Raw genomic sequence first — 18,084 nt, 5'->3', positions numbered from 1 at the left:
CGGCCTAAGAGTTTTTATGTCCACTTTTTGTCTACGTTATAAGTTGTGCAAAATAAAAAATCCAGATGTCTCCACCTAGATTTAAACTGTAATTCTTTTCTTTAATAAATAGCCTAGACCTGCTACTAAACCACAAGCCAGAATGAAACCAATGACGATAAATTCGAAGTATTCTTGGACAAAATTTACTCCACCTAAGAAGTAACCTCCAGCCACAAATAAACTAATCCAAGTTACTCCACCTAAAATGTTAAAAAACATGAAGCTTGTCTTTGACATCTTACTGGTACCAGCGTTAAATGGGATTAAGGTTCGCACGACTGGAATAAAGCGCCCTAAGGTAACAGCTAGACCACCGTGTTTTTCAAAGAACGCATCTGCCCTTTTTAAATGCTCGTCTTTAACGAACTTACGAATAAAAGGCTTTTCTAGTAAACGCCGGCCATATTTGCGTCCAAGAGAAAAGTTAAGCGTGTCACCGGCAATTGCAGCCGACGCAAAGGCTAAAATTACCCATAATGGACTAACGTGGTGGCCGACAAGAAAGACACCTGCCAAAAAGATCATCATATCTCCAGGCAAAAATGGCATGAAGATAAACCCGGTTTCTGCAAAGATAAAAAGGAAAATTATCAAATAAGTCTTTAGACCGTAATTACTAAGTAAAAATGTAATCAATGCTGTTGTCATTGGCAAGCCCCCTTCACTTTTTTCTAACTTTAAGATAGCCCTAATTTCCAGAAAAAGCAAGCATTATCCCCCAGCTTACGTCTGACTTCCAAATATTTTTAACAATTTCCTGCACCACATCTGATAGAGGACTTGTATTTTTTCTTATCTACTATATATTTAGAGTTTAAATATATACTTTATATTTAGAGTTTAAATATATACTTTGAGTTCAAAAAATGTCTTTTGAATTTATTACAAAACAGAAATAACAAATCAAAACTTGTCTATGCTATACTTATTACATTGCATTTTTTAGAGGAGTTGTTTTTTTGAAGAAGAAATTACTGTATGTCTGCATAACGATTTTGGCTCTTTTAGGTTTGGGTTATGGTTTACTCCAAAGTAAAACTTACCAACCTAGTCAAGTTGCACTAAAAGCAAGTCAAAAGGCTCAAGTCCTACCATCCCATCAAGGACTCCTGTTTAAAGCACAAGGTAAAAAGCACCAAACCACCATTGTCTTCTATCCCGGTGGTTTGGTAGCGCCCAAGAGTTATGCACCTTGGATTAAAAGGGTTAGTCAAGCTGGCTATGATGTCTATTTGGCCTACTTTCCCCTTAATTTAGCGGTGCTTTCTCCTAATAAGGCGCAAAAAATAAGCCACAATCAAAAACTTAAGCAATTTATTTTAGGAGGTCATTCTTTAGGTGGCGCCATGGCTAGTCGCTATGCTGCTAACCATTCACAACAAATTAAAGGAATTTTCTTTTTAGCCAGTTATCCCGATCAAAAAGGTTCCTTAAGAAAGCTCAATATCCCAGCTTTATCGATTACAGCCGGTCATGATAAAGTTCTCAACTGGAAAAAGTATCGCCATAACAAAATCTATCTTCCACGTCAGACAAGTTTCGTAACACTTGATGGCGGAAATCACTCAGGTTTTGGCTCTTACGGTCATCAAAAAGGCGATGGAAAAGCTACTATAAGCAGTAAACAACAAAATAAATTAGTTGCACAAACTATTATTTCGTGGTTACAAAAGCACTTTAACTAAGCTCTTGGCTCTGCTAAGGGCTTTTTTGCAAAAAAAAAGAACCTTCCGAAGAAGATTCTTCATACTTATTTGAAATCCTTGAAATTGTGACGGTAGATTATAAAACCAATCGCAAAGGTAATAACATCAGCCAATGGTTGTGCCCAGATAACCCCGTGTAAGCCAAATGCTTTAGCTAAAACAATCATGGTAATCAGATAAACAATTCCTTGCCGTGAAATTGACATGGCTAAAGCACTACCAGCCATATTAGCTGATTGGAAAACCGTCGTATAAACTAAAATTGCTCCAATAAATGGTGTCGTTGCGACACAAGCTCTCAACATGTAAGAACCATTGGTGATGATATCAGGCCGGTTCATAAAGAGGCGAACGATAATGGGCGCAAAGATGATTAAAATCAAGGCCCCTACAATTGCATAAACAACTTCAACTTTCAAATCGTAGCGTAAGATTTCACGGAAACGCTTGGCATTCTTAGCGCCATAGTTGTATCCGATTAGTGGTTGTGCTCCAAAGGCAAAGCCTACTAAGACTAAAATTACGATACTGTAAATCTTTTGTGTAATCCCCATAGCGGCCACCTTATCTGTTCCGTAAACAACCAGGTAGTTATTTAGAAAAGCCATGGCAAAGGTTTGCATGAAGTTGGTAATCGAAGCAGGAATCCCAATGGCGATGATATCTTTGATGTGTTGCCATCCCAAAGAGATGTACTTGATATTAAAGGATAGGTACTTGCTATCCTTGTAAGTGAACCATACTAATAAACCGGTGTTTAAAGCGTAACCTAAGACATTGGCAAAGGCAACTCCACTGGCGCCCCAGTTGAAAATAAAAAGAAAAATGGGGTCTAGGATAATCATGCGACTGTCCCAGCAATCGTGGCAATCATGGACTTTACAGCCAAACCTTCTGTTCGAATCATATTTCCTGGGACTAAGGAGACAGTGATAAAGACTGACCCCAGGACTAAGACCCGGTAAAAGCCTGCTGCATAGGAATACGTAGCGTTTGTCGCCCCCATCAAGTGTAAGATAGGACTTTCAAAGATTAATAAGAGCACGGTTAAAATTGCAGTGACAATAATAGCCCAATAAAATGAAAATGCTGATACGTGTTTACTTTCTTCATAGCGTTTTTGCCCAAAAAGACGCGAAATTAAGGCACTCCCACCTAAACCAAAAATATCGCCGACAGCAATCATAAAGGTGAAAAGTGGCGAGCCCACTGTGACACCGGCAACCAGGTCGGTATTCCCGGTTTTGGCAACGTAGAAGGTATCAGCTAAGTTATAGATCATGGAGACGACCATGGAGAAAACCACCGGCAAGGCCAATTGATAGTAGACCTTTTTAACCGGTGCCTTTTCAAAAAGTTCTTCCATAAGGTATGAAACATCCCTTCGTATTTAAAATCTAAATACTTATTGTACCATTATCTGTCAAATTTTTCTCATGAAAAAATTCCTGTGAAATTCAAAACTGGAATTACACAGGAATTTGAAGTCTTTTTTACATTATATTTTTATTGTGAAACCTATGGAGTAGAGCAATAAATTTCAATAACTATGTTTTGATTATTCCGTTATATAATTTTTCAATGTGAATATTTGAACAATTCCTTCCCGTACGTAATATAGAACAATTCCAAATGTTATAAAAACGCAGATGTACATTTTAATATTAGTTACTGAAGAAGGTATTATAGCCAGATACAAAGGTTTTTTATTTCCTTTAGACTTACGAGCAGAAACACGGGCTCCTTTGTGTCCATTAGCTAAATTAAACCCACAGTTTTCACAGAAAAGAGTCCCCGCTTCGACAACCTACCCACAATTTGGACAAGTCTTAGCTTGACTAGTAGTGTTATTTTCTGTCGGTGGTGTTGGTTGCACAACATCTGCTAAACTTTGGCCACAATTGGCACAAAACTTTTCGTCTGCATTGTTAGCGTGCCCACAGTTTGGACAGAAAATTTGCTTATTCATATTATCACCTCACGATAAAACTTTTCTCTACTTCTAAGCTTACTTCGTGTTTGTTAAGGCGGGTTAGAGCGCATCTTTAGAGAAATTTAAAATTGCAAAACGTTTTCTCGAAAATTTAAACAAAAAAAGTTCTAGAAATTAATCTAGAACTTAAAAATTATTTCCAATAAGCCCGGGTGTAATCAGCAAAGCCGGCAGTATGGTAATTAACCCCTGCTAAGTTTGATTTCACCATGTGGTCTTCTTTGACATAATAAAGTGGGATGATACCTGTTGAGTTTTGGAGTTGTTTTTCCGCATTCTGCAAGTTTTGCCAGTAAGTCTTTTGATTACCAGCATTTTGGGCATTCTTGATGTAAGTGTCGTAAGTACTGTCAGCATATTTACCTGGATTCATCGAGTTACCACTCGTTAAGATTCCTAAGTAGTTAATTGGGTCGGCATAATCAGCTAACCAGTACCACAATGATAAATCAAAATCGCCATCGGCCTTACGGTTAGACAAGGACTTTGATGGTAGATTAGATACATTTACCGTGACGTTACTTAGTTTACTTTCGATGGTCGATTGAAGGTATTCCGTGACTTTCTTTTGTTGACTAGTATCTTCAGCAATTACGTTTAAAGTGATGGAAGATTTTCCACTTTCATTTAAACCTTCTTGCCAAAGTTTCTTAGCTTGAGCGACATTGGCCTTAGTTGAGGCAGACACTTCAGAGCTAAAGTCTTTGCCGGTTGTTGGGTCGGTGGCAGTCTTAGGACTAACAAAGGCCCCAGCAGCCGTGGAACCATCAGCCAGTACCTTTTGTGTAAGTTCCTTACGATCTAAGACTAAGGAAATTGCCTTCCGTAATTTAGCATTACTTAACGGAGCATCTCCGCTTTGGTTAACTTGCAGGTAGTAAGTCCAAGCCCGTGGGATTTTTTTCATGTTCTTGTCATTTTGCAATCCTTGGGCGACAACGCCAGAGACCACTGTATCGTCAAGCTTACCGGTCTTAAATAAATTATAAGCAGTAGTATCGTCCTTGACGGTTTGGTAGTTAATTGTCTGTAACTTAACCTTATCTTTAGCGTAGTAATACTTATTTTTAACTAACTTGTACTTAGTGTTGGTTCCCGTCCAGTTAGTAATCTTAAAGGCCCCATTTGAGACGGTGGTCTTCGCACTGGTTCCATACTTTTGAGTGCCAACCTTTTGGACGAACTTGTGGTCTTGCGGTAAGAAAGTAGGCATGGTAACTAACTTATTGAAAGACTGAATCGGATGTTCTAATTCAATCATCAAAGTGTATTTTCCCTTAGCTTGAATCCCTAACTTTTCAACGGACATTTTCCCGGCTGCAATCGCATCCGCATTCTTGATACCGCTGAAGACATAAGTGTAAACTGGTTTATTCTTAGGATCAACAGACCGTCGCCAAGAATAAACAAAATCTTGTGCTGTAACCTTGTCCCCGTTGGACCAGCGCGCATCTTTTCTTAACTTAATTGTGTAAGTTTTGCCATTGTTGGTAGGTTTGACGATCTTAGTCGCAATGGCCGGAACAACTTTATTATTGCTATTGAGTTTGTACAAACCTTCGTCCAAATTGGTTAAGGTTGAAAACTCTGGCATCGTTGCTTGATTAGTATTGTCTAAAGTAGTTAATTCCGAGGATTGCATGAGATTTAAAGTTGTTTTTTGGCTGGCTTGGTCTTTATTACCACAAGCAGCTAAAACCAGCAAACTCAAGGCTAACGGAATTGAGAGCTTAGATATTTTACGCATAAAACTTTCCCCATGTTAATCTTCTTGAATAAAGTCGAATTCAAATTTGACCCCTGGTGCTAAGGTCTTGTGAACGGTACATTTTTTTAGAGTTTCAGCCAAGAAATCTTCTTTAGCTTGCCCTTCAATATCAGCTTTAAAAGTGATAGTGACCTTAATGTGGTCAACCGCTGAAGAGCCGTCTTCAAAGCGGGCAATATTGCCGACTGAACGCACATCAAATTTGTCTAAGGTGAGCTTTTGTCTTTTAGCTACAGATTCTGCTGTAATCGCTAAACAGCCGTTGACCGCCCCTAAAAGGTATTGGACCGGGTTAGGACCGGCATCTGTTCCTCGTAAATTGACAGGTTCATCAATTAAAAAGCGGTGCACGCCTGCTTGGGTTCCAACCTGATAACCGATGTTACGTAAACTTGAAGAAACAACATATTTTGACATAATCTTACCTCCCGAATAAATTATTACTAAGTATAACACAGATACTTATTTTTTGTTAGTAAAACCATCAAACTCACTTAATTTTTTTGTAAAGGAGTCTTCCATGTAGATATTCACAGATTAAGGCAAGTGCTACACAAATTTGGAGTATTAATGAGTGCGCTATAATTGCGAGAATCATTAAGATGAAGACGATGGCACTGATGATAATATTGCGTCTAGCATTTTTCACATCAACTTTAAAGGCTTTGGCCCGATTTTTATAGCTGTAAACCGTTGAGGCAACACACAAGATACAGACGACCAATTGAGTTAAAGTGTATAACATTAGATTCATCCCCCTTTTTCTCCATTATAGCAAAAGAAGCCTGTTGCGAAAATATAGCTGATAAACAAAAAGCCGACATTTCTGCCGACTTTTACTATCAAGGCCAATCTGCTGGTGGAGCATCCACTGGATATGCACTACCGTTAATTTCATGATACCATTGACCATTCTCATCTTGTTGATACTCATTAGCTCTTTGCTCTTCACGGTGCCATTGCTCTAATATTGAATTAAGAGAGGCCGAACTATCGTCCTCGTAACTTTCCCCGTCATCTTCATCAACATATGTGTCACCATCATCCTCTACACTACTTGTATCCGTCGTAGTAGAAGCTTGACTAGCAGTAGATGGTTGGTCGTAGCCTGACTGAGCTGAAGAAGAAGCTTGGACTTCCATTTGGGATAAATCAGTTACATCAAGTTTAGAACTGCCGATTTTTTGATACATTTCTCCCTTATACTTCAGAGTCACTTCACTTTGGTCGATCAATTTATAAATTAAAGACACTGTCGTTGTTTCACTGGGTTGTAGCTTCTTTTCTAGATTTTTAACCTGCGTTTTTAAAGCATCATTTTCTGGAAAATCACTTTCAACACTTTGGAGTTTTTTCCCGTTTTGGGATGGTTCCACAATCGATTTAAGTACTGTTGATACTTGATCTTTTTTGGATGTATTCGTTACATCATAAGATAAAATCAAAAATTCCTTACCGTCAGCGGAACTAGCCAGTTGAGATTTGGTTTGCTTGAAAGTTTGATCATTGGTAATAATCTTACCGTGTTTATAACTCCACTTTTTATTCTTCTTTTCTGAAATCGATGAAACTTGAGCCGAGCTCGAGTTACTTGAATTTTGCTTTCTACTTTGACAAGCCGATAATGATAAAGCTGTTAAAGCAGACATACCTAATAAAATTACTTTTTTCATAATATCTATGTCCCCCTTACTTTTCATTATATCACACGCAATTCATCAAATTATTAAATGTGCAAAACTCCGGTGACGGCGGCGACCAGGATGACTAAGGCGTTTGTGACCGTCATGATTGGGACGGCACGCTTGGTGTAGGAAGGAACATCCAAATCTAAGAGCCCGGCCCCGATGTAAGTCGAGGAGTTGGTTGGAGTGACAGAAGTTGCTAAGGAAAGGTTGCAGATAAATGGTGCAATCATCGCAACCGCTGGAATCCCAAAACTTGCCCCAATGGTGATGAAAATTGGGTACAAAGCGTTAAAAATTTGGAAGGGAATATCGTACACAACAGCAACATAATAATGCTTAGGTAGTGCAATAAGAAGTGTGGTGTATATTGAATCAAGGCATCGGATAAAGCCTTGACCATCCCTGTATTATTAAAGATTGCTTGGTAAACATTGATTGCCAGTAACATAATCAAAATGTTGACATACATAGGACCAACTTCTGCAAAAATCTTGCTGTAGTCTTTAGGGTAATTGAGCATGGCGGTTACCACAGTCGCAAAGATAAAGACCAGGTAAGGAGCAATCTGGAAGATTCCCAAGGCAATCATCACAATCACGAAAATCACAAGGTTAATCCAAAGCATCTTTGGCCGTTCAAATTCGGCTTCTTCTTGCTTTTCTTGGGCTGTTTCTTCGTGATTAACTGCCCCAAAAGTCCCGTTAATTTTCTTATGGCGCATGGCAAAGTAAATTAATTGTAAGACGATGACAGGAATAAAACATAATCCCCACCACATTCCTTCTTTGGACAAGTGGGTGGCATTTAAGCCGGCAGAAGATGCTGTGTAAGCCATCCCAATGCCCCAAGGAATAAAGCACATGGCAGACATCGCGGTTTGGGCAATCATAAAGGCGTCGCCGCGATCAACATTGAACTTCTTGTATAGAGGTAACAAAATTGGGAAGGTAATCAGATAAGCGGGAGTAAAGTTCCCAGTCAAAATTGAAAAGCCCCCAATTAAAGTGGTCAAAATCATTAAAACCACGGCATTCATCTTAACTTTGGAAGTGATGAAATTAACGATGGTATTAAACATCCCCGTTTTGGTCAACATAGTAAAATACAAAAAGGCAAATAAGAGCATAAAACCAGTTGACTGCATCAGGGATGCGAACTGTGTAACGACATAAGTTGAGACTTTAAAGATATTGTCGCCTAAAATAAAGGCAAAGATAATTGGTACCGTTAGTAACACAAAATTAAACACTTTATCGGTCACAACGGTGATAACTACGATGATAATCAGTAGAATTGCCATTAGTAATGTCATGAGCATCTTCTCCTTTACTATTTGATGTGCTTTTTAATAAATTCTAAGACTCGAGCGAGATTTTCATCGGTATAATAGGCTACATCCCCGTGTTCAGCCCCTTCAATTAAATAAAACTCAATTTCTTTGTCCATTTGGAGCATTTTTTGGTAAAGTAGGATGCTTTGACGACAAGAGACAGTCGTATCAGCTGTACCATGCATTACAAGAGTTGGTGGCAATTGTGCATCGGCAGTGACGTAAGTATCAACGTTAACCTTGGCGGAAATTTCTGGATTTTCCAAAGTATTTAGATGACCAATTTCTTGCCCTTCAGGTGAATCAGGTTGTCCTGCATTTGGTGTAGTTGGAAAATCTTCAGGAATACAGATATTAATCACTGGATTAAAGGCGACGACGGCGTTTACCTGTGCTGAGTAATCACGGTATAAATCTGAATCTAAACGGCCATCGTCTTGCGTGAAAGCAGTAAGTAAAGCCGTGTTACCACCACTTGAATCACCTAAAATAAAAACATTATTGGTATCTATCTTAAATTCCTCAGCATGAGCTCGCAAATAACGCAAACCAGCTTTGGTATCTTGCACAGGGGCTGGAAATTCAGCAATACTTGATTCACGATATTGTAGAATTCCCGTAACAAACCCCGCTTGAGCTAAGCGTGACATGACGGTTATCCGTTTATAGTTATCTTGCTTAAACCAAGCTGAACCTTGTACCCAAAGAAGTAAAGGATACTTTTGTTGGTTGTCTTCCTTGGTTTCAGGTACTACCATTTGTAAGGTTCTTTCTACACCATCAATTGTTTCATAAACAACATCTGGTTTGTATAAGCCATACATTTCCTTACCAGTCGCTTTAAGTTTGTGCTCACCATCACTATTTAATAGTTTAGCTGCGAATTTTTCGAAATCTGTAATCATCTTAACCATCTAAATCAACTCCTATTCTATAGATATATTTTTATTTTACTTGTGATTAATTTAACTTATATATCAAGTTTAACTCGTGGTAACGCTTTCTACTAATTAAATAAATTATTTAAATTATTCAAACTCTCTATTGAAACGATAAAAAAAGACCCGACTAAGTCGGATCTGAAAATGTTGTTTTAGCCAAACTTGTATTTATTTTGCCGGAAGAGTAAGATTGCGGCTAAAACAATCGTTATGGCTGCAATAATTGCCGTAATCCAAAAAACAGCCAAAACACTTTCTGCAGTATTACTAATCACGAAACTTGATACCAAAGGACCAACGAAGTAAGTCACAGAAGCCATAAATGAGTAGTAGGAAGTTAGCTTTCCGTTACCGGTTGGGAAGTAGCTGGTTAAAATTGCTAAACCAACTTGCCAAATCCCTCCGGCAGCGAAGAAACCTAATAAAGCACTTCCGATCCGAGCGGTCGTCAATGATGGAGCTAAAATCATCATGAATAAAGCACAAGCGGCAATCGTACCGTAAATTAAGATTAAAAACAATTGCTTTATTTTAGTAACTAAAATGGCGGTTACAAATACAGAAATCATTGAAGCCATAGCGTAGAAGGAAACCAATGTTTTAGCTTGTTCAGGGCTAACCTTTAACACGTTAATCCCAAAGTTTGGTAAATATTGGGAAAATACATAGAAAGTAAAACAGATGGTAAAGCCCATAGCAATCAATAAGGATCCATCTAAAGCCATAGATGGTTGTGGTCCGTCAACTCCTCTTTGCCCTTCTTCTTCCTTAATTTCTGCTAATTGCTCTGTTTTATCTTGAGAAGCAAATTGTACTTTCCACATAAAGACCATATCTAAAGCCAAGAAAATAGCCAAACATATGGCGGTTACAGTCGCATTGGTTACCGTAGATACCCAAAATGGGAAAAGGAATTGTGCTAGGGACATGAAAGCCTTGACCAAGGAATTCATAGATGCTGCCCGCGTTGGGAAAGCATCTGTTAAGGCAGGATAACAAGATGTGTCCCCAAATGAATTGGTAAAACCAAAGAATAAAGCAGCGATAGCAGCCATGTACACATTGTGAGCAAAAGCTGCTCCTAATAAGAAGATAATGTCAGACATCATGGCGATAGTCATTGTTTTCTTTCGACCTAGTTTATCGGAAATTGTTCCAGCTGGAAAAATTGTGAACACCCGTCCTAAACCAACGGCTGCCAGGACTAAAGAAATTCCTTTAACGTCAGTATGCCATGCTTCTTGGAAATAAGTGCTATATTGGGAGATGAAGATTGTTGCCATCCCCACAATGGCGAAGTTAATATAAACCGATGTTGCAACACCAGCATAGTTTGTTTTTTTCATAAATAACACCTCTGTCTTTAAAAAAAGAGGCAGGCAACTTCTTTCAAACGCCTGCCTCAACACCGTTTTAGAACAGTTTATTTCTTGTGGTGGTCAATCGCATATTGACGGCGACCACCTGGCTTAGGAATCATGTCTTGCATCATAATACCTAACCCACCATCAACACGTAACTCTTCTCCATTAGTGTAATCTGAACGATCACTAGCTAGGTATAAAACAGCATTAGAAATATCTTCAAGCTTACCAATCCGTTTGCTTGCAACTAAACGGGAACGCCCTTTTTCAACTTCAGGGTCGGTATAGAAGTCATGAGACAATGGCGTTTCAACCAAACATGGAAGAACACAGTTACTCCGAATCCCAAATTGCCCCCATTCAGCAGCCATTTGTTTAGACATCATCAAGACCCCGGCCTTAGTTGTGGAGTAAGCACCAGAGTACGTTTCAGGGAAAATACCAGCCACAGTTGAAATGTGAACCATCGTTCCCTTCTTTTGCTTAATCATTTGTTTACCAAAAGCTTGGGAAGTAATGAAGTAGCCATTCAAATTAATATTAACAGCAGTCTTCCATTCGTCAACGGACAAGTCTTCTAATGGTGAGAAACGCAAGATAGCAGCCGTGTTAACCAAAACATCAACACGACCAAATGTTTCAACCACTTTAGCTACGGCAGTATTAATGTCATCTTCATTAGTTGAATTAGCTGTAATAGCTAAAGTTTTTACACCATACTTGTCAGCCAATTCTTTAGCACGAGCTTCAAGCTTATCAGTAATTAAGTCCATTAAAACTACATTTGCTCCTTGACTAGCAAAGTCTTCGGTAAACTTAGTTCCCATACCACCGACAGCACCAGTAACAACGACAACTTTATCTTTTAATCCTAACCATTCAGTCATACTTTTATCCTCCTCTTAATCCTTCAAAATTTCTGGCCAAGCTTCTTCTAGAACCTTAACGGTGTTGTCATAAGTGTATTTAGCCACCCAGTCGATACCTTTAGCCATATATTGGTCTGAAATCACTTCAACCCCAATTACCTTAGGATCAACTCCAGCATCCTTAATCATCTTCACAAAGGCTACGGTGTCAGCATCCCCTGTTCCGGGTGCCAAGCGATCATGCATTGATTCATCACGTAAGATAGATTGGGCGTACGGACGTTGGTAGGCGTCATCTAATTGGATTGAAATAACTAACTTAGCTTGTTCTTTAGTTAACAAATCATATGGTTGCCCAGCTCTAAACCAGTGCCAAGTATCAAGCAACATACGTACGTTGTCGCAGTTTGCAGTTTGCACAATGTCCCAAGTTTTCTTAAGGTTGTTCATTCCGCTGTATGGCATTGGTTCTAAGGCGATAATGTACTTACCTGCCCGAGCAGCTAATTCTTGCAATTTCTTAGCAGTGTACTCTACGGAGTAATCTTCCATTAAACCAGTGTTAATGTGTTCTACCCCAAACAAATCACACATGTGAAAACAAGCTTGTTCCTTATATTTTTGTTCGTAAGAGCGTGGTTCTTCACACCATTGAACGATATATTCAACTTCAGTGCACTTCACGTTGTACTTAGCCAAAATATCAAGAATATCTTGATCGCTTAAACCTTCGTTTAAAGCGTCAACGTAAGTTTCTGCTCGTAAACCGATGCCATCGTATCCAGCATTAGCAGCTGCTTTTACTCGATCTTCGAAACTACATTGGTCACCTAGTGTCCATGAACTAACAGTAATTGGATGTGATTTACTCATAAGAAATTCCTCCTTGGATATTTTGTGATTTTATTATCAATCTTTCTGACACGTATAATATAAATCGTTTTCAAGAAAAAATCTAATTGATTTATTCGTGTAATAGATTTAAAATTTCTATAGATTAACGTTTTTGTTGACAATGAAAGAAAGGAATTTTTTATGAATTTAGTCCAACTTCAATATCTTGCGGTGTTAGCACAAACCGAAAACTATACACAAGCTGCGGAAATTCTTAACATTACCCAACCAACTTTATCGTATGCTATAAAAACCTTGGAAACACAGATTGATGCCACTCTTTTCGAAAAAGTCGGGCGTAATGTAAAGTTAACTGAACGTGGCAAAATTTTTGTTAAAGAAAGCAATAAAGCCTTGGAAATTTTAAATCAGGCAGTTGAAAAAATCCATCATTTAGATCAGGAAAATAATAGCATTAGGATAACTTCTTTAAGAACTCTAGGTTCATCTTTTCTCCCTAAATTGTTACGAGAATTTTTAGATGAGGTTCATGACCAAGAAATAAACTTTGAATTTGCCCCCACCCCAGGTTTTTCTCAGGCTATGATAGAAGGCTTACGACAAGAAAAATATGATATTTGCTTCTGCTCTAAAGTTGATGATCAGGATGATATTATCTACTATCCAATTTTGGAACAAAAACTTTATTTAATCACTCCTAAAGATCATCCACTAGCTAATCGAAAGTCTATTAATTTGCAAGATACCTTTGCCTATCCTCATATTACTTACGCTAATAATACCGGTCTAGCTAACGAATTAAATCATCTTTATAACTTATGTGGTCAACATCCTGAATCCTCCTATTCTGTTTCTGAAGACGTGGAAGTTGCGGGATTAGTTGCCGCGGGTTTTGGGATTGGGATTGTACCTCAACTAGATAACCTTGACGATTTGGAATTGAAGAAAATTCCCATTGCTTACCCACAATGGCACCGTTTCTTGTACATGGCTATTTTACGTGAACATTACCAAAGTCCAGCAACTCAGTCCTTTATTGCTTACGTTAAGAAAAAATGCTTAATTTGTTAATCCATAGAATTTTTCTTTAGAAAGTCAAAAATAATCAATTAGATTTATCGATAAAAAGCGGTTACAATTTTCTTGTAAACATTTAGTGAAACAAATAACAAACCAATGAAAAATTAGGAGGTTTTGCTAATGAGTAAGTATACCGTTAAAGCTCATGGACATAACGGGGAGATTGATCTAACTGTTGATGTTCAAAATGAAAAAATTCAAGATGTCACCATCGACAAACACTCTGAAACGCCTGCTATTTTTAAACAAGTGTTCAATCAATTAAAGGAAGATATTCTTACCGAACAATCTTTTAAAGTTGATGCCATTTCTGGGGCCAGCGATATGACTAAGTCTATCTTAGATTCAGCTGACAAGACGTTAAAGGAAAATGGTATAGATTTTCCTGCTCCGGCTCCTAAGCCAAAAGAAGAAAAGACATTTACAACTGATGTTTTAGTTGTTGGTTCTGGTGGAGCTGGTTTGGTTGCTGCTAGTCGAGCTTTAAGCTTGGGTAAAAAAGTTATTCTGGTCGAAAAGAATGGTTACCTTGGCGGGGCTACCATTTTAAACGGTTCAAACGTAGTTGGTACTGGCTCGCAAGTATCTGCTAAAATCTTTGGTGATGCTTCCAAAGCAGATTCCGCAGAGCGTTTAGCTGCCGACATTGCACATGAATCAAAAAATACTAATTACCCAGAATTATCCCAATTATTAGCAGACAATATCGGCCAAGCTATCGACTTCATTTCTGATTTTGCCGATTTAAACTACCAAAAGGCGCAAACACAAACGCCAGAGCACTCAGTAGAACGTCAAATTGAATTACCTACTTCAAGTAGTTATGAATTTATCACTAAAGTAGCAAAAGCTTTCCAAGCCAAAGGTGGCACAATTTTAACAGATTGTCGGGTAGAAGGTTTACTTAAACACAGCGACGGCACTTTAGCTGGTCTATGGTGTGGTGGTAAGCACTCCGAAACTAAGATTTATGCAGATAAGATTATTTTAGCTGCCGGCGGTTATGGGGCTAAAGTTTATAATGAAGGTCGTGGCAATGGAATTAACTATTACGGTCCCTTAACTTCAACGGGTGATTCCTACACTTATGCTAAGGAGTTGAAGTTAAAAACTCACGACTTAGACTGGTACAAGGTTTACCCTCACGGTTTGGAAGTTGAACCTGGAATTGCCAAATTAACCACTTATGCTTCTAAATTAGCAACTGATATGGGTTCCATCTATGTCAACCAAGCCGGGAAGCGGATTGTTAACGAATCTGATGTTTACACTAAGTTACGTGATCAAGTTCTCAAACAAGATGGTCAAGTTGCTTACTTACTAATGGATCAAAGGACTTGGGATGAGTTCTACAAGCTCTTGGTCTTACACGACTTCTCTGAGACTGAAATTGCTGAATACTTGGCAAACGATGGCAAGAAGCGCCCTGTTTTAGTTGAAGGTAGCTTACAAGAAGTTGCCCAAAAAGCGGGTATCGATGTTGCTGGCTTAGAAAAAACTGTTGCTGATTATGAAGGTTACGTTGCCAATAATAAGGATGAAGAATTTGGACGTGCTCCAGAATTTTTACACAGTTTTGAAGGCGACACTTACTATTTGATTGAACAACGCGACCGTTTCGCAACCACCCTTGGTGGTTACATGGCCAACCAAGATATGCAACTCTTGGACGAAAGTGATCAACCAGTAGCTAACTTATACGCTGCTGGGGAAATTGTCGGCGGTGCTAACGGCCACGACTCCATGCCAAGTATGATGAACTCTTGGAGCTTTGCCTCTGGTTTTGTCGCTGGAACAAAAGCAAGCCAAGCCTAAATAATATGCTAACTAATTATTAAATTAAAATAATCAAATTTCTAGGAGGAATTTATCATGGAAAGAATTGACGGACACACATTACTTATTGGTTTGATGGCATACCCCATTCGCCACTCAATGTCACCTACAATGCATAACCACGCATTCGCTAAGTTAGGCCTAAACTATGCTTACTTAGCTTTTGAAATTGACAACGAAAAATTGGAAAAAGCTGTGGATGCTATTCGGACATTAGACATGCGCGGTTCTAACGTTTCCATGCCTAATAAGCAAAAGATTTTGCCTTATTTAGACAAATTATCTCCTGCTTCAGAAATGACTGGTGCAGTTAACACCATCGTCAACGACAACGGCGTCTTAACTGGTTACACAACTGACGGAACTGGTTTCATGAAATCACTTGAAGATGAAGGACTTAACATTATCGGCAAGAAGATGACTTTAGCAGGTGCTGGTGGTGCCGGTACTCCAATTGCCATTCAAGCTGCTTTAGATGGTGTGGCTGAAATTGCCATTTTCAACCGTGAAAATGACCCTCAATGGGAACAAGCTAAGAAGAATGTTGAGATTATCAATGAAAAGACGGATTGCAAGGCTACCCTTCATCGCTTAGAAGATCAAGAAGACTTTAAGCAAGCGATTGCTGATTGTGATATTTATTGTGATGCAACCGGGGTCGGTATGAAACCACTTGAAGACATGTCATTGGTTAATGATCCCTCATGGTTCCACAAGGATATGATTGTTTATGATACTGTTTATGCACCACGGGAAACTAAGCTAATGAAAGTGGCTAAAGAAGCGGGTGTTGAACATGTCTTCAATGGTTTAGGTATGATGCTTGAACAAGGTGCCGAAGCCTTCAAGTTATGGACTGGTGAAGATATGCCGGTTGATTACATTCGTGAATTACTCTTTAAAGATGGTGAATAATATGAAAACAGTTCAAGTTCGTAATATTACTCTTGGCCAAGGTATTCCTAAAATTGCCGTTCCTTTGGTGGATACAGACCGTGAAGCACTTGTCAAACAAGCCCGAACTGTCGCTGCTTTAAAGCCTGATGTTGTCGAATGGCGGATTGATTTCTATCAAGATGTAACTGACTACGATAAATTAGGTCAAACAGCTACGGCTATTCGTGAAGTTTTAGGTGATATTGCCCTTCTTATGACTTTCCGGACAAAAGGTGAAGGTGGAAACCTAACTTTAGCTGATGACCAATATTTCCAACTTTGCCAAGTAATTGCAAAAGGCAAGATGGCAGACCTCTTAGACGTCGAACTCGAACATGATCGCCAGGAAATTAAGCAAGTTTTAGACTTGGCGCACCGTAATGGTCTAAAAACCATTATGTCAAACCATGATTTCGACAAAACGCCTTCTGAAACAGATATCTTTAGCCGTCTTAAAGAAATGGCGGAACTTGGCTCTGATGTGGCGAAATTAGCAGCTATGCCAAACAACGTCACTGATGTACTAACTTTACTCACCGCTACTAATAGAGCACAAGAAGATCTTGATATCCCTGTTATTACTATGTCAATGGGTGACTTAGGTAAAGTAAGCCGGGTTGCCGGGCAAGTCTTTGGTTCCGCCCTCACCTTTGGCGCTGTAGGTAAGACTTCGGCACCAGGTCAAATCAGCCTCGAAGATTTACGTCACGACATGGCAGATTTAAAACTTAATTAGAAGAAAGCTGAAATTCCGAATTGAGAGTTTCAGCTTTTTTGCTAGCTACTCGGTTAATTAGTCCAAGTGAGCATTGGTAGAAGGTCGTTTAGGTCTTGGATATTATACTTGTTTACTCATTTTTGGTATGCGGTTAATAGCTTGACTTTTGAGTTTCGTCACCCCCAAAAATGTTCAGTTACTCGATTTTGAAACTAAGGTTTGGTAAGATATATTCCCTTCAAACCAAGTTTAGCGCTAATTGTTGCGACCTTTTTAACTAAAAATAAGACCACAACTCATTTTTGAAGTTATGGTCTTATTTTGTTACCTTTTTAGGTCAAATTTATTTTCGGTTCTTGTAAACTCCAATAGTTAAAAATGGAATAACTACAATCGCAATGGCTAAATAACCACAGTAACCATAACCGAATTTGATAATATTGGTCAAACCTGCTAACGCAATGGTCATGGATAAAATAATAATAAAGGCAGAAATTGTTATGCGACGACGAACAGGATTTTGAATTTTAGCCACGACCTTGGAATTTTCAAAACGACTCACAAAGACAAACGTTGTCGTAACCCCGGTCGAGATTAAACATAACACTAAAGTAATACCGTAGACAATCATCATCCAATCCATGTGCATAGATGCTAAAGAAGTCAAAGTCGGTAAAGTTAAGCCTGCTTCACTCTTGGAGTAAATACCTTGGTAACTCATCAACATGATAACAGCCATTCCTAAAGCAACGGTGTTCATTACGAAAGAAACCCACATAGATTTCTTTTCACCGTAATTCTTTTGTCCCTGAAAAACTTTTCCACAAGCGATAATGGTTGGTAAAGTTACACATTGGAACCCAGCGTAGGTAAAGGCGTTTAAAATAGCTTTAGGTAAATTAGAGAAACCGTTTTGTTGGAAATTTTGTGAAACCACTACGCTAATATTATCAGCTTT

General features: G+C 38.7%; 16 protein-coding genes and 2 pseudogenes. 5 read left to right on the top strand and 13 right to left on the bottom strand.

Annotated elements, in window-relative coordinates; translation table 11 throughout:
* Nucleotides 1–81 precede the first annotated feature (81 nt).
* A complete protein-coding gene (locus JCM10991_RS02830; RefSeq protein ID WP_025020489.1) occupies nucleotides 82–690 on the bottom strand; it encodes a DedA family protein in 609 nt (202 codons plus the stop codon).
* 311 nt (nucleotides 691–1,001) lie between these two features.
* Between JCM10991_RS02830 and JCM10991_RS02825 the strand changes: the two genes are divergently transcribed.
* Nucleotides 1,002–1,727, top strand: coding sequence for an alpha/beta fold hydrolase (locus JCM10991_RS02825; protein WP_025020488.1), 726 nt, complete (start codon nucleotides 1,002–1,004; stop codon nucleotides 1,725–1,727).
* A 65-nt stretch (nucleotides 1,728–1,792) separates the two neighbouring features.
* On the opposite strand, the pseudogene JCM10991_RS12365 reads toward JCM10991_RS02825, so the two are convergent.
* From JCM10991_RS12365 to JCM10991_RS02770, 11 genes and pseudogenes are all read right to left on the bottom strand, one after another.
* A pseudogene (locus tag JCM10991_RS12365) lies at nucleotides 1,793–3,114 on the bottom strand (MATE family efflux transporter).
* A gap of 441 nt (nucleotides 3,115–3,555) precedes the next feature.
* Entirely contained in the window at nucleotides 3,556–3,717 is a 162-nt protein-coding gene (locus JCM10991_RS14790) for a zinc-ribbon domain-containing protein (RefSeq protein ID WP_081781927.1), read from the bottom strand.
* 157 nt (nucleotides 3,718–3,874) lie between these two features.
* Nucleotides 3,875–5,488, bottom strand: coding sequence for a peptide ABC transporter substrate-binding protein (locus JCM10991_RS02810; protein WP_025020487.1), 1,614 nt, complete (start codon nucleotides 5,486–5,488; stop codon nucleotides 3,875–3,877).
* A 15-nt stretch (nucleotides 5,489–5,503) separates the two neighbouring features.
* Nucleotides 5,504–5,926 (bottom strand): OsmC family protein, encoded by a 423-nt coding sequence (locus JCM10991_RS02805; RefSeq protein ID WP_025020486.1) that lies wholly within the window; start codon nucleotides 5,924–5,926, stop codon nucleotides 5,504–5,506.
* Nucleotides 5,927–6,351: 425 nt separating this feature from the next.
* On the bottom strand, nucleotides 6,352–7,182 hold the full coding sequence (locus tag JCM10991_RS02795) for a DUF5067 domain-containing protein (RefSeq protein ID WP_025020484.1): 831 nt from the start codon (nucleotides 7,180–7,182) through the stop codon (nucleotides 6,352–6,354).
* Between the two features lie 53 nt (nucleotides 7,183–7,235).
* A complete protein-coding gene (locus tag JCM10991_RS15630) occupies nucleotides 7,236–7,427 on the bottom strand; it encodes a hypothetical protein (RefSeq protein ID WP_202813091.1) in 192 nt (63 codons plus the stop codon).
* Nucleotides 7,424–8,509, bottom strand: coding sequence for an SLC13 family permease (locus JCM10991_RS12360; RefSeq protein ID WP_202813090.1), 1,086 nt, complete (start codon nucleotides 8,507–8,509; stop codon nucleotides 7,424–7,426). Before JCM10991_RS12360 ends, JCM10991_RS15630 begins: the two co-directional genes overlap by 4 nt.
* A gap of 17 nt (nucleotides 8,510–8,526) precedes the next feature.
* Complete coding sequence (locus tag JCM10991_RS02785; protein ID WP_025020483.1) at nucleotides 8,527–9,441, bottom strand: alpha/beta hydrolase; 915 nt, start codon at nucleotides 9,439–9,441, stop codon at nucleotides 8,527–8,529.
* Between the two features lie 179 nt (nucleotides 9,442–9,620).
* A complete protein-coding gene (locus JCM10991_RS02780; RefSeq protein ID WP_025020482.1) occupies nucleotides 9,621–10,814 on the bottom strand; it encodes an MFS transporter in 1,194 nt (397 codons plus the stop codon).
* A gap of 77 nt (nucleotides 10,815–10,891) precedes the next feature.
* A complete protein-coding gene (locus tag JCM10991_RS02775; protein ID WP_025020481.1) occupies nucleotides 10,892–11,719 on the bottom strand; it encodes an SDR family NAD(P)-dependent oxidoreductase in 828 nt (275 codons plus the stop codon).
* 15 nt (nucleotides 11,720–11,734) lie between these two features.
* Nucleotides 11,735–12,574 carry a sugar phosphate isomerase/epimerase family protein gene (locus JCM10991_RS02770; RefSeq protein WP_023859937.1) on the bottom strand — a complete coding sequence of 280 codons (840 nt, stop codon included), beginning with the start codon at nucleotides 12,572–12,574 and terminating at the stop codon, nucleotides 11,735–11,737.
* 162 nt (nucleotides 12,575–12,736) lie between these two features.
* On the opposite strand from JCM10991_RS02770, the gene JCM10991_RS02765 reads away from it, so the two are divergent.
* The 4 genes from JCM10991_RS02765 to aroD all read left to right on the top strand — a co-directional run bounded on the left by JCM10991_RS02765 (nucleotide 12,737) and on the right by aroD (nucleotide 17,144).
* Nucleotides 12,737–13,627, top strand: a complete 891-nt coding sequence (locus JCM10991_RS02765; protein WP_025020480.1) for a LysR family transcriptional regulator — start codon at nucleotides 12,737–12,739, stop codon at nucleotides 13,625–13,627.
* A gap of 129 nt (nucleotides 13,628–13,756) precedes the next feature.
* On the top strand, nucleotides 13,757–15,451 hold the full coding sequence (locus tag JCM10991_RS02760; RefSeq protein WP_025020479.1) for an FAD-dependent oxidoreductase: 1,695 nt from the start codon (nucleotides 13,757–13,759) through the stop codon (nucleotides 15,449–15,451).
* A 57-nt stretch (nucleotides 15,452–15,508) separates the two neighbouring features.
* On the top strand, nucleotides 15,509–16,387 hold the full coding sequence (locus JCM10991_RS02755) for a shikimate dehydrogenase (protein WP_023859934.1): 879 nt from the start codon (nucleotides 15,509–15,511) through the stop codon (nucleotides 16,385–16,387).
* Nucleotide 16,388: 1 nt separating this feature from the next.
* The gene (gene aroD / locus JCM10991_RS02750) at nucleotides 16,389–17,144 is read left to right on the top strand and encodes a type I 3-dehydroquinate dehydratase (protein ID WP_025020477.1); all 756 of its coding nucleotides are present in this window, start codon (nucleotides 16,389–16,391) and stop codon (nucleotides 17,142–17,144) included.
* Between the two features lie 325 nt (nucleotides 17,145–17,469).
* Here aroD and JCM10991_RS15345 read toward each other — a convergent pair.
* A pseudogene (locus JCM10991_RS15345) lies at nucleotides 17,470–18,084 on the bottom strand (hypothetical protein); the annotation flags it as partial.

The sequence above is a fragment of the Ligilactobacillus equi DSM 15833 = JCM 10991 genome (genome assembly GCF_000615765.1).
GTDB lineage: Bacteria > Bacillota > Bacilli > Lactobacillales > Lactobacillaceae > Ligilactobacillus > Ligilactobacillus equi.
This window is presented reverse-complemented; position numbering and strand designations above follow the sequence as displayed.